Genomic DNA, 16,016 nt, shown 5'->3' on the forward strand with positions numbered 1-16,016 from the left:
TATGGCCGGACACACGGAGAACGCCATCACCATCGCTGCGCCGGTGGATCTCGTCTGGGACATGACCAACGATCTGGAGAACTGGCCGCAGTTGTTCAGCGAGTACGCCTCGGTCGAGGTCCTCTCCCGGGACGGGAACAGGACGACCTTCCGGCTGACCATGCACCCCGACGAGAAGGGCACGGTGTGGAGCTGGGTCTCCGAACGGGAGACGGACCGCTCCTCGCTCAGCGTCAAGGCCCGCCGCGTGGAGCCGGGACCCTTCGCGTACATGAACATCCGGTGGCGTTACGAGGAGGTCGCCGAAGGCACCCGGATGGTGTGGACGCAGGACTTCGAGATGAAACCGGAGGCACCGGTAGACGACGACTGGATGACCGACAACATCAACCGGAACTCCAAGGTGCAGATGGCCCTGATCCGGGACAAGATCGAGAAGGCCGCCGCCGGGCACCGGCCCACGCCGGCGCTGGCCGACTGAGCCGGACGGAGGACAGGCCGATGCACCAAGCCCTGATCGTCGCCCGCATGGCCCCGGGGTCGGCGCCGGACATCGCCAAGGTGTTCGAGGAGTCCGACCGGGGAGAGCTGCCGCACCTCGTCGGGGTCACCCGGCGCAGCCTCTTCCAGTTCGGTGATGTGTACATGCACCTCATCGAGTCCGACCGGGAACCGGGTTCCGCCATCGCCAAGGTGGCGGACCACCCGGAGTTCAAGGCCATCAGCGAGCGGCTCACGGCGTACGTCAGCGCGTACGACCCCGCGACCTGGCGCTCCCCGAAGGACGCGATGGCGCAGTGCTTCTACCGCTGGGAGCGGGACGCCCGCGCCTGAACCGTCCCCACGGCCACCGGTCGCCGGGCCCGCGTCGGACGCGGACCCGGCGACCGGTGGTGTGAGGGGACCGCCTCGCCGGGGCGGTCCCGGATGTTCAGGCCGGGACGGTGCAGTCGAATGCGTGCAGGTAGGGGTTCACCTGGCGGATCGCGTCGATGACGAGGCCCGCCCCGGTCAGCCGGTCCACCATGCTCTGGGTGGTGTGCTTGGCCCCGCCCACGTTGAGGAGCAGCAGCAGGTCCATGGCGGTGCTGAACCTCATCGAGGGGGTGTCGTCGACGAGGTTCTCGATGACCACGACCCTCGCTCCGGGCCCGCCTGCTGCGATGACGTTGCGCAGTGTCCGGGCGGTGCTGTCGTCGTCCCACTCCAGGATGTTCTTGATGATGTAGACGTCGGCCCGGACCGGGATGGCCGCGCGGCAGTCGCCGGGCACGATGCTTACCCGGTCCGCGAGCGCACCGCCCCTGCGCAGCCGTGGATCGGCGTTCTCCACCACACGCGGCAGATCGAGCAGAGTGCCCTGCATCGACGGGTATTTCTCCAGCAGGCTCGCCACCACGTGCCCCTGGCCGCCCCCGATGTCGGCGACCGACGAACTGCCCGACAGGTCGAGCAGCTGTGCGACGTCACGCGCCGACTGCTCGCTCGAGGTCGTCATGGCGCGGTTGAAGACGTCCGCCGATTCGGGGGCGTCCTCGTGCAGGTACTCGAAGAACTCCTTGCCGTACAGGTCCTGGACGACGTTCCGTCCGGTGCGCACCGCCTCGTCGAGCCTCGGCCACGCCTCCCAGGTCCAGGGCTCGGTGCACCACAGCGAGATGAAGCGCAGGCTGTCGGGGTCGTCCTCGCGCAGCAGCCGGGACATGTCGGTGTGCGCGAACCTCCCGTCCTCCTGCTCGGCGAAGACGCCGTGGCAGGACAGAGCCCGCAGCAGTCGTCGCAACGGCCGCGGCTCGGCCTTCACCGCGCCCGCGAGGTCCTCGACGGTCATGGGGTTGTCCCCCAGTGCGTCGGCCACGCCCAGCCGGGCGGCCGCGCGGAGGGCGGCGGCACACGCCGCCCCGAATACGATTTCCCGCAGCCGCATCGACGGCGCCGGGGCAGGAGTTGCGGTCGTCATGTGCCGCCTTCCTCTCTGGGGTCCAACAAGGGGGGAACAGGACCGGACGGTCAGCACAGCCCGTCGGGCCTGGAGACCCGGCAGATGTTGCGCTGGAAGGTGTTGCCCTTTCCGGTGTCCACGTTGACGAGGTCCGCCGGTGCGTTGCGGCGCAGCGTGTTGCCGCTGATCTGGTTGTGTTCGTTGAGGGTGCCCACAAAGCTCCTGAAGAGCACGATGCCGCCCGAGAACGGGGAGTTGCCCGCGTTGTCCGTGATGACGTTCCGCGTCAGCACGGTGCCCTCGGCGCCGGTCAGGACGATCCCCGAGCCCTTCAGGAAGGGCAGCCGGGCGGTCTTCGGGCAGAACTTGTTGTTCTTGTGGATGACGTTGTCGCTGACGGTCAGGCCCCCGGCGCGCGGGGAGTTCTCGTCACTGACGACGAACACGGCGGCACAGTTGCCGGTGAGTTCGTTCTTCGTGACGGTGAGGTCCCGGAGGCGTTTGATGACGAGGCCGGCCCGGTTGCCCTCCAGACGGTTCCGCGCGATCACCGCTCCCTGGGTGTCCGTGGCTCCGCCCTCGACGTCGACCATGTTGGCGAGGAACAGGCCCGCGTCGCCGTTGCTCCGGGCGGTGTTGTCCAGGAACAGGGCGCGGGTGCCGCGTTCCTGAGCGATGCCCCACTGCCCGTTCTTCTCGGCGGTCACCTGCCGGACGGTCAGCCCCGTGGTCCTCGACGACCACAGGCCGCTCTTGCGGAAGCCGGTCAGGGTCAGTGACCTGATGGTGGTGTCCTCGACGGGACGGCCGTCCCGCCCCTCCACGCAGATGCCGTTGCCCGCTTTCGCACAGGCGTTCTTGCCCGGTCTTGTGCTCGGGGAGATCACGGTGCTCCGGCCCCTGCCGCGCAGGGTCACCCCGGACGTGGTCATCCGGATGCTCTCCCGGTAGGTCCCGGCGGACAAGAGGACGGTGTCGCCCGGCCTGGCGGCGTCCACGGCCCTCTGGATCGAGCCCCCCGGACGGACCAGATGGATCGCCGGACCCGCGGCGGCCGGAGCGAAGCCCAGCCCGCATCCGGCGAGCGCCGCGGTGCATGCGAGGTACGCGATATGGCGTTTCGTCATATTCTGTACGCTATGGCCAAGGATGGGTCGTTGAAAGCTCGATCGGCCATCCGACGGCGTGTCTACGGGGTGCCCGGACCGCCTCCGGGGGCATCGCCCGCGCGTTGTCACCCAGCCGCCGTAGCGGACGGCCGCCCGCCGCGGGGGCCCGGCACGTCGATCACGTCGGCGACCATACTTGCGTATGTGAACCGGGTGATGCGGGTCAGACGTCTGCCCGGGGCGGTGGCGGACTACGTCCGCAGCGCCCCGGGGACGTACGTCTGGCTGCTGGTCCTGTTCGTCACCACCGTCGCCCTGCATCGCATGTCGCCGCAGTTCGAGGAGAGCTTCCTGCGGCAGCGCTCCACCAACATCCACGAGCTGTCTTCCGACCCGGTGCGGGCGTTCATCACCAGCGCGATGTGGATGGACGGGGGGCGCTGGCTGCCGTACGCCCTGCTCTACACGGTCTTCCACGCGCAGGCGGAGCGCTGGCTGGGCACCGCACGCTGGCTGGTCGTGTGCATCGCTGCGCACGTGATGGCCACGCTCGCCAGCGAGGGCGCGCTGCTGCAGGCCGTGCGCGACGGGATGGCTCCGCAATCGGCCGTCAACGCCCTTGACATCGGGGTTAGTTACGCATTGGCGGGGGTGGTCGGGGTGCTCACGTACCGGATCGCGGCGCCCTGGTGCTACGCGTATCTGACGGCCGTCCTGCTCGTGTACGCCCTCCCCCTCGCCACCTCTCCCACGTTCTCCGATTTCGGGCATTTCATCTCGTTGCTGATCGGTCTCGCGTGCTACCCGCTGACACTGGGCCGCGGAGAACCATGGAATCCGAAGGAGACATTGGCCGCCCTGAGGGGTTAACGTCCGGCGCATGAGCAGCGCAGTGAGCAGCGTCGTCAACGGAGGCATCTCCTTCTGGTACGCCGACGACGGCCTGCCCGTCCAGCGGGAGCCCCTCGCCGGGGACGCGTCCGCCGACGTCGTGATCGTCGGTGGCGGCTACACCGGTCTGTGGACCGCGTACTACCTGAAGAAGGCGGCGCCCTTCCTGCGCATCACCGTGCTGGAGCAGAAGTTCTGCGGCTACGGCGCCTCCGGGCGCAACGGCGGCTGGCTCTACAACGGTGTGGCCGGCCGCGACCGGTACGCGAAGCTGCACGGTCACGAGGCCGCCGTACGCCTGCAGCGGGCGATGAACGAGACGGTCACCGAGGTGGTACGGGTCGCCGAGGAGGAGGCCATCAAGGCGGACGTGCACGTCGGCGGAGTGCTCGAGGTGGCGTACACGCCCGCCCAGCTGGCCCGGCTGAAGGCTTTCCACGAGCACGAACTGTCCTACGGCGAGAAGGACCGCGAGTTGTACGGCGCCCGGGAGACCACCGAGCGGATCAAAGTCGCGGATGCGGTCGGCTCGACCTGGACCCCGCACGGGGCCCGGCTGCACCCGGTCAAGCTGGTCAAGGGCCTCGCTGCGGCCGTCGAGGCGCTCGGCGTGACGATCCACGAGCGGACGCCGGTCACGGAGATCCGTCCCAAGCACGCGGTGACGCCGTACGGCACGGTCCGCGCGCCGTACGTGCTGCGCTGCACGGAGGGCTTCACGGCGTCCCTCAAGGGCCAGCGGCGCACCTGGCTCCCCATGAACTCCTCGATGATCGCGACCGAGCCGCTGAGCGAGGCGCAGTGGGCGGAGATCGGCTGGGAGGGGTGCGAGGCGCTGGGCGACATGGCGCACGCCTATATGTACGCGCAGCGCACCGCGGACGGCCGGATCGCGCTCGGCGGACGCGGAATCCCGTACCGCTTCGGCTCACGCACGGACAACGACGGCCGCACCCAGCCCGCCACCGTCGAGGCGCTGTACGACATCCTGGTCCGCTTCTTCCCGTCGCTGGCCGGGGTGAAGGTGACGCACGCCTGGTCGGGAGTGCTCGGCGTGCCGCGCGACTGGTGCGCCACGGTCACCCTGGACCGGTCGACGGGCCTCGGCTGGGCCGGCGGATACGTCGGCTCGGGCGTGGCCACCGCGAACCTCGCCGCCCGCACCCTCCGCGATCTGGTCCGGCAGGACTCGGGTCAGGCGGGCACGACCGAGCTGACCGCGCTGCCGTGGGTGAACCACCGGGTGCGCAAGTGGGAGCCGGAGCCGATGCGCTGGCTCGGTGTGCACGGCATGTACGCCACGTACCGCACGGCGGACCGGCGTGAACTGACCACCCACGGTGCCGAGTCATCGAGGCTGGCGCGGATCGCCGACCGCGTGGCCGGGCGGCACTGAGGAAAGCCCCGCGCCGGCAAGGCGGTTCGGGGGCGGCAGGACCAGCGGGCGACCGGCACGGTCACCTGCTGGCCTGATTTTGTCGTCTCATTGCCATCCTGGGCACCTCTCTCAACTCCCTTCTCCCCAAAGCTGTGTGCGGCTCATGTCATGTACGCCGCGACTTCCTCTGGGGAGGGCATGTTTTTCATGGCAGTTGACTCAATGCGCAGAAGACGGGCGTGGGCGGCGGTGCTCGCCGTGTCCGCCGCGCTGGGGCTGACGGTGGCACAGGCCCAGGCGGCGTCCGGCACCGGTGGGGATCCCTTCGGGGTGCGCGCGCTCAGGGCACAGGCCCTTCTGAACCAGCAGAAAGGCCCCTCCGCCTTCGTGGACAAGGGGAACGACGACCCCGGTGGCGACGAGGACGAGTCCGGGAACACAGCAGAGCAGGCGGATCAGTACGCGGAGGCCCGGACCTCGCCGGGGATCGTGGCACCGGGCGCGTACGGGGCCGCGTACGGCGAACTGGCAGGTCTGCGGCACACGGACGGCAGTTGGCGGGAGCTGACCCGGCTGCCGTACGACTCCGACGACCCGCGCTACCGGGACGTCAACTCCAACTCCAGCGGGGGAGCGGGGAAGGTCACCGGGCGCGTGACCGGGCTCGCGGCCGACGACCACGGGTATGTGTACGCCGGCTCCGCCAACGGCGGTGTCTTCCGGTCCCGCACCGGTGGCGGGCACTGGACGAACATCTCCGACCGCCTGCCCGCGCTCTCCACCGGCGATCTCCAGCTCGATCCGCACGGACGGCTCTGGTACGCGACCGGTGAGGCCAACACGAGCTCGATGGCCTTCCTCGGTACGGGCGTCTATGTGCTGGACGACCCGCACGAGGGCCGTTTCAGCCCGCGCGACCGGGTCGGCGGCGAGGAGCTGGAGTCCAGCTCGATCAACGCGCTGCGGTTCGCCGGGGACAAGGTGTGGGCTGCGACCACGCGCGGTGTGTGGAGCCACTCCACCAGGACGCTGAACGGCGCGTGGAAGCTGGAGTTCGCCCCCAACCCCGACTATCTGCCGGGCGGCGCGAAGGCGAGCGACCCGTCGGCCGCGTACAAGAACATCACCAGCGACATCGCGATCGATCCGAAGGACCCTGACAAGGTCGTGCTCGCGGTCGGCTGGCGCGGCGGCGACACCTACAACGGCTTTTACGCGAAGGGCCCCCGCGGCTGGGAGCGGCTGACCGGACTGGGCGATCTGCCGAGCGACAGCGACAACGTGGGCAACGTGACCTTCGCGCGCAGCGCCGACGGCTCGCGCTACTACGCCATCGACCAGTCGCCCGCGATGACCGCCTCCAACCCGGACAGCGGTCTCGCGGGCATCTTCGTCTCCAAGTCCGGTTCCCCTACGGGGCCGTGGACGAAGATCGCCGACCACACGCAGCTGCGCGACTCCGGTTCGGCGCTCACCGGTGCGGGATACCAGCCCGGCATCCAGGCCTGGTACGACCAGTTCCTCACCGTCGACCCGAAGAACCCGGACCATGTGTACGCGGGGCTCGAGGAGGTCTTCGAGACCAAGGACGGCGGCCGGAGCTGGACGGTCCCCGGCCCGTACTGGAACTTCGGCTTCTCCTGCTGGTCCATCGACCCCGCGAAACGGAGCGGCGACTGCCCGCCCACCACGCACGCCGACCAGCACTCGGTGGCGATCGGCAGCGACGGCGGGAATCCGTACGTCGTGGTCGGCGACGACGGCGGTGCGTTCCGGAGGCCGGTGGACGGCTCCGCCAACGCCCAGGGGCACGCCACCGACTGGACGTCCCTGAACGACGGCACGATGGACGCGCTGCAGTACTACTCCGTCGGCGTGGGCATCGACCAGGCCTCGCGCGGGGTCTCGGTGACCGGCGGTCTGCAGGACAACGGGCAGTCGATCCTGCGCCCCGGCGACCGGGTGATGGGCTCCAACTTCGGCGGTGACGGCGGCGACACGATCACCGACCCGGCGAACGGGTGCAACATCGCGGCCGAGTACGTGTACCTGGCGGTGTCGGTCACGCAGAACTGCGCCGTCAACAACGGTGCTTGGGCCACCGATCCGTCGAAGGCGACCACGTACTCCGTGGCGCCGCCCGACAACGCCACCAGTGAGGCGCGTTTCATCGCCCCGCTGAACGCCGACATCAAGGACCCGAACACCTGGGTCGCGGGCGGCCGGCACGTGTGGATCAACACCAAGGGGTGGGCGATCCGCAGCGGCAGCGAGTGGTCCGCGGCATACGACCTCGGCAAGGGCAACACCGCCACGGCCGTCGCCTCCTCCGGCGGCAAGGTGTACGCGGCCTGGTGCGGCCCCTGCAACAACCAGGGCTTCACCCGCGGCATCGCGGTCGGCAACGCGGACGGCACCGGCTGGCACCAGCTGAACCTGCCGGTCGACGGGACGGTCCCCAACCGCTACCTGGCGGGCCTGGCGATCGACCCGGCGGACTCGAACCATGTGCTGCTGGCCGTCAACGGCTTCTCACGCAAGTGGACGGAGGGTCCGGGCGCGGGCGTCGGGCATCTGTTTGAGACCCGGGACGGCGGCGCCACCTGGAAGAACGTCTCGGGGAACCTGCCGGACGTGCCCGCCAACTCGGTGGTGCTGCTGAAGAACGGGACCGTGGCGCTCGGCACCGACCTCGGTGTCCTGGTCCGCCCGGCGAGGTCGTCCCGCTGGAAGGTGGCGGGGGAGAACCTGCCGACGACGGCTGTCCTCCAGCTGCGCACCGGTCCCGACGGCCGGCTGTATGCGGCGACGCACGGGCGCGGGATCTGGGCGATCGACGTCCGACGCCTGTGCTGACCGCACGCCACCGGCCGGTGGCGTGCGGGAGGGGGCGGGGCCTGACGGGCCCCGCCCCGCCGTGTGAGACTGCGCGCATGATCCGCACCGCGACCCCCGACGACGTCCCCGCCATCCACGCCCTGATACGTGAGCTGGCCGCCTACGAGAAGGCGCCGGACGAGGCGCGGGCGACGCCGGAGCAGCTGAACGAGGCGCTGTTCGGCGCCCGCCCGGCGGCGTTCGCGCACATCGCCGAGGAGGACGGGGGCGAGGTCGTCGGCTTCGCGCTGTGGTTCCTGTCCTTCTCCACCTGGCGGGGCGTGCACGGCATTTACCTGGAGGACCTGTACGTCCGCCCGGAGGCCCGCGGCGCGGGCCACGGCAGGGCGCTTCTCGGGGAACTGGCCCGGATCTGCGTCGAACGCGGTTATGCGCGCCTGGAGTGGTCGGTCCTGGACTGGAACCGTCCGGCGATCGGCTTCTACGCATCCCTGGGCGCCCGCCCGCAGGAAGGGTGGACGGTGTACCGGCTGACGGACGGGGCGCTGGCGGAGCTGGGGCGGCGGGCATAGGCGACCCGGAACGCCTCAGTCGTCCCCCGCCACCCGCACCCCCATCTCCGCGGCCAGCACGGGCGCGAGGTCCAGGAGCTGGGCGTGGCTGATCACCGCGCCGGACAGACGGTCCACGCCGCGGGTGATGTCCAGCTCCGCCGCGCGGCGCAGGTCCACATCGACCAGGGTCGCCGCCGTGAGGTCCACGCCCTTCAGCACGCAGTCCACGAACTCGACCCGTTCGAGCCGGGCGCCCCCGAAGTCCGGCTCGACCAGGACGCAGCCCTCGAAGACGACGTCCTTGAGCCGCGCCTTGCGGAGATTCAGGTAGTCGATCTTGCCGCCGCGCACCAGCACACGCTCCAGCACCGCGCCGTGCAGCTGGATCCCGCCGAGCCGGGCGTCCACCAGCTCCACGTCCCGCAGGTTCGCCTCGGCGAGGTCGATGCCCACGCCCCGTATGCCGGTGAGGACGGAGTCCAGCACCCGGGCGTGGTGCAGCTGCGTCTCGTCCAGCGAGCAGCCCGTCAGCGCGCAGTCCATGAACCGGGCGCCCCCGCCGTCCTGCCCGGCGAGATCCGCCTCCCGGAACTCCAGCCCGTCGTAGTCCCCGTCCGGTGCCAGCTCCCCGTCCGTGAAGGCCACCAGCTCCGGCAGCCTCACCTGCGGCCGCCGCGCCTCCTTCGTCACCCGTGTCCTGTGCGTCATGCCCCCATGCTGCACCCCGCCACTGACAGTCCCCCGGCCCGTCGTGGCAGCGGCCCGCATCGGATGCGATACGTGCCGATTCATGGTCTTCTGGCGGGGTGAGTGGCACCCGAACGGGCGAGGCCGGGGCATGTGACCAGGCCGATGCCCGCCGCTGGTGGGGCCTGGTCGTCATCGCGCTCGCCCAGCTGATGGTGGTTCTCGACGCGACGATCGTGAACATCGCGCTGCCGTCCGCCCAGCGCGCGCTGGGCATGTCCGACGGCAACCGCCAGTGGGTGATCACTGCCTACAGCCTGGCCTTCGGCGGGCTGCTGCTGCTCGGCGGCCGGATCGCCGACCTGGTGGGCCGCAAACGGATGTTCGTCATCGGCCTCATCGGCTTCGCGGTGGCGTCAGCGCTGGGCGGCGCCGCCATCACGCCCGGCATGCTCTACGTTGCCCGCGCGCTCCAGGGTGCCTTCGCCGCCGTCCTGGCCCCGTCGGCGCTCAGTCTGCTCACGACCACGTTCACCGACCCGAAGGAGCGCGGAAAGGCCTTCGGTGTCTACGGCGCGCTCGCGGGCAGCGGATCGGCCATCGGGCTGATCGCGGGCGGTCTGCTGACCCAGTACCTGAACTGGCGCTGGTGTCTCTACGTCAACGTCCCCATCGCCGTCGTCGCCGTCAGCGGCGGCCTCGCGCTCCTGCCCGGCCGCCCCGGCCACCCGGGCGCCCGCCTCGACCTGCCCGGCGTGCTGCTGGGCTGTGGCGGCCTGGTCGCGGTCGTGTACGGGTTCAGCGAGGCGGAGCCGCGAGGGTGGACGGATCCGCTGGTGCTCGCCCTGTTCGCGGTCGGCGTGGTGCTGCTCATCGCGTTCGTGTGGTGGCAGACGAGGGCGCCGCAGCCGCTGCTGCCGCTGCACGTCGTCAGGGACCGCAACCGCGCCGGCTGCTTCCTGACGATGGCCCTGGCCGTCATCGGCATGTTCGGGCTGTTCCTGTTCATGACCTACTACCTGCAGGTCGTCCGGGGCTACTCGCCCCTGAGGACGGGGCTGGGCTATCTGCCGCTGACGGCCGCGGTCGTGGTGGGCTCGACGCAGATCTCGGCCCGTCTGCTGCCCAGGGTGGCGCCGCGCGCGCTGATGGCGCCGGGGATGGTGCTGGCGGCGGTCGGCCTGCTGATCCTCACCCGGATGAGAGTGGACTCGGCGTACGCGACCGAGATCCTGCCCGGGCTGGTACTGATCGGCCTCGGCATGGGCCTCACCTTCATGCCGGTCTTCGCGACCGCGACCGCCGGTGTCGCGCCGCGGGACGCGGGCGTGACGTCGGCGACCGTGAACACCTCGCAGCAGGTGGGCGGCTCGATCGGTACGGCGCTGCTGAACACGGTCGCGACGACCAGCAGCACGGCGTACATCGCCGCGCATCTGAGCAACCCCGCTCGGAAGGGACTGGTGGTCCGCGAGGGCATGGTCCACGGCTACACCGTCGCCATCGGGTGGGCGGCGGTCGTGATGCTGCTGGCGGCGCTGGTCGCGGGCGTGATGGTCAGGACGAAGCCCCCGGCACACGGCCCGGCCGAGACACCGGTGCCGCAGGACGTGCGCCGGGCCTAGGGCTGCCTCCCCGGAGGTCAACGGCCCCGGTCAGCCGATGCGCGGGAAACGGGCCTGAAGGGCCCAGACGGCCGGGTTCTCCCCGAGGTCCTCGTGGAGGTCCGTGAGGTCGGCGACCAGGTCGTGCAGGAAGTCGCGGGCGTCGCGGCGCAGCTCGGAGTGGGAGAAGGTCAGCGGCGGCTCGGCGGCCGGCACCCACTCCGCCTCGATGTCCACCCAGCCGAAGCGGCGCTCGAAGAGCATGCGGTCGGTGGACTCGGTGAAGTCCAGCTCCGCGTGCTGCGGCCGGGCGGCGCGGCTGCCGAGCGGATCGCGGTCGAGATGCTCGACGATGTCGCACAGCGCCCAGGCGAAGTCGAGTACCGGCACCCATCCCCAGGCTGTGGACAACTCCCGGTCCGCCTCGGTGTCGGCGAGGTAGACGTCGCCGCAGAACAGGTCGTGCCGCAGGGCGCGGACGTCCGCGCCGCGGTAGTCGGTCTGGGGGGGGTCGGGGAAGCGGGTGGAGAGGGCGTAGCCGATGTCGAGCACGGGGCGATGGTGTCACGCCCCATCCGTCCCCGTAGTCGCCGGCCGCCTCATAGGATCGCGCTCGTGCCCCGAACCATACGCTTCGTCCCCGCCCTGCTCATGGCCCTCACGCTCACCGCGTGCGGCGCCGGTGTGCACGGCACCCCGGGCGGCTCAGGTGTGCGTGACCCGTACTTCCCGAAAATGGGCAACAGCGGGTACGACGTCACGCACTACGACCTGACCCTCGCCTACGATCCGGCGCGCCGCCACCTCACCGGCACCGCGGTGATCACGGCAATCGCGACCAAGGACCTCTCCGCCTTCGACCTGGATCTGAAGGGGATGGACGTCGCCGGCGTCACGGTCGGGGGCCGCGGCGCCCGCTGGAGCCGCAACGGGCAGGAGCTGACCGTGCGTCCACCCAGCGACCTCCGCCGCGGCGAAACGTTCCGCACGATGGTGCGCTACGGGGGCACGCCCGAGACGATCACCGACCCGGACGACTCCAAGGAGGGCTGGCTGCCGACCGCCGACGGCGCGCTGGCGCTCGGCGAGCCGACCGGTTCCATGGCGTGGTTCCCCGGCAACCACCACCCGTCCGACAAGGCGTCGTACGACATCTCGGTCACCGTCCCCGAAGGCCTCCAGGCGCTCTCCAACGGCGAACTGACGCGCGAGACGACGGAGCACCACCGGAGCACCTACGTCTGGCACACCGCCCAGCCGATGGCGAGTTATGTCGCCATGCTCGCGATCGGCCACTACACCGTCCGGCGCACGCGTCCGGCGGACGGCCCGCCCCTGTACGTGGCCGTCGAACCCGCACAGGACAAGGCGGCCGCGGACGTGCTGGGGAGGATCCCCGAAATCGTGAAGTGGGAGACGTCCCTCTTCGGCCCCTACCCCTTCTCCTCCACGGGCGCGGTCGTCGCGGACCAGGGCGACGCGGGCTATGCGCTGGAGACCCAGAGCCGCCCGGTCTTCCCGGGCGCGCCCGGCCTGCAGACGGTGGTCCATGAACTGGCCCACGAGTGGTACGGCGACTCGGTCACCCCCAAGTCATGGGCGGACATGTGGCTCAACGAGGGCTTCGCGACGTACACGGAGTGGCTGTGGCAGGAGGACCACGGCGGCGACACGGCACAGGACATCTTCGACTCGCTCTACAAGGGCGACTACTACGACGACCCGGCCGCCGACAAGGCGATATGGGCGTACCCCCCGGCCAGGCCGTCGGGCGCCGCGCACATCTCGGACAGCCCGGTGTACGAGCGGGGCGCGATGGTGCTGCACAAGATCCGCCAGACGGTCGGCGACAAGGCGTTCTTCCGGATCCTCCGCGGCTGGGCCGCCGCCCACCGCTACGGCAACGCGAACACGGCGGACTTCACGGCGTTCGTGGAGAAGCAGGCTCCCGGCAAGGACTTCGCGCCGATCTGGCGGGACTGGCTGTACGGCGAGGGGAAGCCGGGGCACGAGTGAGAGGGGACCGCCTCGCGGCTGACCGGTACCCTCCCGCCGCGCGAGCCGTCCGGCCGAACTCCTGCCCGCTCCACCTCCGGGGCGCGAAGTGGTTTGCGCAGCACGTTGCAGGCGCGGCCCTTGTGGAGGCCGGGGCGGTGGCCGGTGGTCTCGTAGCCGAGGGCCGTCCGGAAGGCGAGGCCCTCGGGGTTGTTCTCCAGGACCGCGAGGCGCACGGCGGTGCGGCCCGCCGCGCGGAGGCGGTCCTCGACGAGTGACGCGGTCCGGCGGCCGTGCCGCTGCCGTGCACGCCCGCTTCCACCACCAGCAGACCGATCCACGGGTCCGGTTCGTCCGGATCGGGGTGGTGGGCGAGGGTGACCTCGCGGTCCCCCGGCGACTCGGGCGGACGGGTCGGGCCCGGGCTGCACGGCAGCCGGGGCCGACCCGGCGCGCGGGCTGTCCCCCGAAGTCAGACGTTGACGCCGAAGTCCTGCGCGATGCCGACCAGGCCCGAGGCGTAGCCCTGGCCGACTGCGCGGAACTTCCACTCCGCGCCGTTGCGGTACAGCTCGCCGAAGACCATGGCCGTCTCCGTGGCCGCGTCCTCCGACAGGTCGTAGCGCGCGATCTCCTGGCCGCCGGCCTGGTTGACGATGCGGATGTACGCGTTGCGCACCTGGCCGAAGTTCTGCGAGCGGGACTCGGCGTCGTAGATGGAGACCGGGAAGACGACCTTGTCGACGTCGGCCGGGAGCGCCGCCAGGTTGATGTTGATCGCCTCGTCGTCGCCCTCGCCCTGGCCCGTGCGGTTGTCGCCCGTGTGGACGATCGAGTTGTCCGGGGTCTGCTTGTTGTTGAAGAACACGAAGTGCTGGTCCGAGTAGACCTTGCCTTGGGTGTTGACCGCGATCGCGGACGCGTCGAGGTCGAAGTCCGTGCCGGTGGTGGTGCGGACGTCCCAGCCGAGGCCCACGGTGACGGCGGTCAGGCCCGGAGCCTCCTTGGTGAGCGAGACGTTGCCGCCCTTGGACAGGCTTACAGCCATTGTTGGGAGTCCCTTCCCTCGTTCGCGTGCGCGGTGCGGCGCCTGCGGGCTTCGTACGGGCACGAAGCTACAGCTACCCGTATCAACGCCAAGGGGGGTCCCGACGGTTCCGTGTCTCTTTACTTTCTTTACCCGCAATCCCGGGGAGGCCGGGGCCGCCGATGGCCGGGGCCGCCGATATTCGGGTGACGCGGACCCGACGGCCGCGCGACCATGGAGACATGTCCGGTCCTCACGTCATCCGCGGCTCCGTCTCGCTTCCCGAGGCCGAGCTCATGTGGCGTTTCTCGCGGTCCTCGGGACCCGGCGGACAGCACGTCAACACCAGTGACACTCAGGTGGAGTTGCGCTTCGACCTCGCCGCGACCGAGGCACTGCCCCCGGTGTGGAAGGAGCGGGCCCTCGAGCGGCTCGCGGGACGGCTCGTCGACGGCGTGGTCGTCGTGCGCGCCTCCGAGCACCGTTCGCAGTGGCGCAACCGCGAGACCGCGGCCGTCCGTCTGGCCTCCCTGCTCGCCGAGGCGACGGCACCGCCGCCCAAGCCCCGCAGGCCCACCCGTATCCCCCGCGGGATCAACGAGCGGCGGCTGCGCGAGAAGAAGCAGCGTTCGGAGACCAAGCGGGGGCGTTCGGGCCGGGATTGGCAGCGCTAGGGCGCCGGGTTCTCCTTACGGGGGTCGGTGAATTCCCCGTGGAAAACGAAAACGAATTGTGCGGGCGCCGTCACGGGGCCGCGCTCCGGGCCTCCGGGATTGTCGCCGTCGGGCTTCTGGAGTCGGGTTGGTACGGATCGCGGGCGGCTGCCGGCGCCCGTGAGGAGGAGCCGCTCACGGCAAAGACCCGCGTTCTCCTTCCGGGGCGCCCTCCGGCACACCGCCGTCAGCCCAGGTGGCGGTACCGCCCCCGGAAGTACACCAAGGGGCCGCCCTCCGCGCTCGGTACCCGGGCCTGAAGCACCCGGCCGATGACCAGCGTGTGGTCGCCGGCCTCGACGCGCTGTTCCGTGCGGCACTCCAGGGTCGCCAGGGCGCCCCCGACCAGGGGTGCACCGCTGGTCTCGCCGCGGACGTACGGAATGTCCTCGAACAGGAGCCGGTCGCTGATGCGGCCCTTCATCGCGAAGCGGCCCGCGATGTGCCGCTGGCTCTCCGCGAGCACGGAGACGGCCCACAGGGGCTGCTCGGCGAGCAGGTCGTCCATGCGGGATCCCTCGCGCAGGCTCACCAGGACCAGGGGCGGATCCAGGGACACCGACGTGAAGGCGGTCGCCGTCATGCCGACGTCCTCGCCTCGGGTGATGTCGCGGCGCGCAGCACCCCCGTCAGGGCGGTGGTGGGGGACGGACGGGCCCTCGGGGTCCAGTGCGGGCTCGTGCGCGGTCACCAGGACCACGCCCGCGGCGAGCCGGGACATGGCGGCGCGGAACTCGTCGTTGCTCACCCCCTCAGCATGCCCGGCGGCGGGCGGGACGGCGGGCAGGGACGGGACGGAGGGAGTCTTCAGCACACAAGAACGCTAGTGGGCGCCCTCGAGCCGCCGCATCGGCCCCGGGCCCGAACCGGGGCCTAGGACCATCGGCGGATACCCCGGGAGGTCCCGAGGATGCCCCAGGAGGTCCCGAGGAGGTCCCGAGGGGGCGACGGGGGCCGTCGCGGGCCCTCGGGGCCGAGCCGTCGGGAGGGGGCCGTGGCGGCGACGGGACGGGCAATGCGCCCCGCGCGGCCGTCAGTTGACCCGTATGATCACGGCGTCTTCACAAGGGCTCGAATTGCGTTCCGTAATCGCGCAGGGGAGCCTCGGGAAATGTGGAATCCCCTCTCAATTGTTCACGTTTTGCTGTGACTTGAGTCACAGGTGCCGTATTTTGTTGACCCTGTGTACCTAACGGGCAGCGCGCTGTGATTCAGTGGCGGGGACGCTGCACGACGCTACCCGGGGAGTACGCCGAGTAGCGCACCGAGGAAAACCGG

Annotated in this window: 15 protein-coding genes; 9 read left to right on the forward strand and 6 right to left on the reverse strand. The window is 70.7% G+C overall.

Translation table 11 applies throughout. The features are described 5' to 3' along the window. Position 1 precedes the first annotated feature (1 nt). Together AAW14_RS10180 and AAW14_RS10185 are read left to right on the forward strand one after the other, a co-directional pair. Positions 2-481: an SRPBCC family protein gene (locus AAW14_RS10180; protein ID WP_265562237.1), complete on the forward strand. Its 480-nt coding sequence runs from the start codon at positions 2-4 to the stop codon at positions 479-481. 20 nt (positions 482-501) lie between these two features. Beyond that, positions 502-834: a TcmI family type II polyketide cyclase gene (locus AAW14_RS10185; RefSeq protein WP_265562238.1), complete on the forward strand. Its 333-nt coding sequence runs from the start codon at positions 502-504 to the stop codon at positions 832-834. 97 nt (positions 835-931) lie between these two features. Here AAW14_RS10185 and AAW14_RS10190 read toward each other — a convergent pair whose 3' ends face one another. Then, a complete protein-coding gene (locus AAW14_RS10190) occupies positions 932-1,960 on the reverse strand; it encodes a methyltransferase (RefSeq protein WP_265562241.1) in 1,029 nt (342 codons plus the stop codon). A 50-nt stretch (positions 1,961-2,010) separates the two neighbouring features. Continuing rightward, on the reverse strand, positions 2,011-3,069 hold the full coding sequence (locus AAW14_RS10195; RefSeq protein WP_265562242.1) for a right-handed parallel beta-helix repeat-containing protein: 1,059 nt from the start codon (positions 3,067-3,069) through the stop codon (positions 2,011-2,013). 198 nt (positions 3,070-3,267) lie between these two features. Here AAW14_RS10195 and AAW14_RS10200 point away from each other — a divergent pair, with 198 nt between their 5' ends. From AAW14_RS10200 to AAW14_RS10215, 4 genes are all read left to right on the forward strand, one after another. Beyond that, positions 3,268-3,921, forward strand: coding sequence for a rhomboid-like protein (locus AAW14_RS10200; protein WP_265562471.1), 654 nt, complete (start codon positions 3,268-3,270; stop codon positions 3,919-3,921). Positions 3,922-3,931: 10 nt separating this feature from the next. Continuing rightward, the gene (locus AAW14_RS10205; RefSeq protein WP_265562244.1) at positions 3,932-5,338 is read left to right on the forward strand and encodes an NAD(P)/FAD-dependent oxidoreductase; all 1,407 of its coding nucleotides are present in this window, start codon (positions 3,932-3,934) and stop codon (positions 5,336-5,338) included. A gap of 189 nt (positions 5,339-5,527) precedes the next feature. Next, positions 5,528-8,176, forward strand: a complete 2,649-nt coding sequence (locus AAW14_RS10210) for a glycosyl hydrolase (RefSeq protein ID WP_265562246.1) — start codon at positions 5,528-5,530, stop codon at positions 8,174-8,176. Between the two features lie 77 nt (positions 8,177-8,253). Next, the gene (locus AAW14_RS10215; protein ID WP_265562248.1) at positions 8,254-8,730 is read left to right on the forward strand and encodes a GNAT family N-acetyltransferase; all 477 of its coding nucleotides are present in this window, start codon (positions 8,254-8,256) and stop codon (positions 8,728-8,730) included. 15 nt (positions 8,731-8,745) lie between these two features. On the opposite strand, the gene AAW14_RS10220 is transcribed toward AAW14_RS10215, so the two are convergent. Beyond that, positions 8,746-9,420, reverse strand: coding sequence for a pentapeptide repeat-containing protein (locus AAW14_RS10220; RefSeq protein ID WP_265562250.1), 675 nt, complete (start codon positions 9,418-9,420; stop codon positions 8,746-8,748). A gap of 98 nt (positions 9,421-9,518) precedes the next feature. Here AAW14_RS10220 and AAW14_RS10225 point away from each other — a divergent pair, with 98 nt between their 5' ends. Then, a complete protein-coding gene (locus AAW14_RS10225) occupies positions 9,519-11,024 on the forward strand; it encodes an MFS transporter (protein ID WP_265562252.1) in 1,506 nt (501 codons plus the stop codon). A gap of 30 nt (positions 11,025-11,054) precedes the next feature. Here AAW14_RS10225 and AAW14_RS10230 read toward each other — a convergent pair whose 3' ends face one another. Then, complete coding sequence (locus AAW14_RS10230; RefSeq protein WP_265562255.1) at positions 11,055-11,555, reverse strand: hypothetical protein; 501 nt, start codon at positions 11,553-11,555, stop codon at positions 11,055-11,057. Positions 11,556-11,654: 99 nt separating this feature from the next. Here AAW14_RS10230 and AAW14_RS10235 point away from each other — a divergent pair, with 99 nt between their 5' ends. Next, positions 11,655-13,019, forward strand: a complete 1,365-nt coding sequence (locus tag AAW14_RS10235) for a M1 family metallopeptidase (RefSeq protein ID WP_416223284.1) — start codon at positions 11,655-11,657, stop codon at positions 13,017-13,019. A gap of 451 nt (positions 13,020-13,470) precedes the next feature. Here the strand turns inward: AAW14_RS10235 and AAW14_RS10245 are convergent, their stop codons facing one another. Further along, a complete protein-coding gene (locus AAW14_RS10245) occupies positions 13,471-14,046 on the reverse strand; it encodes a TerD family protein (RefSeq protein WP_265562259.1) in 576 nt (191 codons plus the stop codon). A 221-nt stretch (positions 14,047-14,267) separates the two neighbouring features. Here AAW14_RS10245 and arfB point away from each other — a divergent pair, with 221 nt between their 5' ends. Beyond that, complete coding sequence (gene arfB / locus AAW14_RS10250; RefSeq protein ID WP_265562261.1) at positions 14,268-14,699, forward strand: alternative ribosome rescue aminoacyl-tRNA hydrolase ArfB; 432 nt, start codon at positions 14,268-14,270, stop codon at positions 14,697-14,699. Positions 14,700-14,925: 226 nt separating this feature from the next. On the opposite strand, the gene AAW14_RS10255 is transcribed toward arfB, so the two are convergent. Next, positions 14,926-15,552 (reverse strand): flavin reductase family protein, encoded by a 627-nt coding sequence (locus tag AAW14_RS10255; RefSeq protein WP_265562263.1) that lies wholly within the window; start codon positions 15,550-15,552, stop codon positions 14,926-14,928. Positions 15,553-16,016: the final 464 nt, after the last annotated feature.

The organism is Streptomyces hygroscopicus (assembly GCF_026168105.1).
Classification (GTDB): Bacteria; Actinomycetota; Actinomycetes; order Streptomycetales; family Streptomycetaceae; genus Streptomyces; species Streptomyces hygroscopicus_D.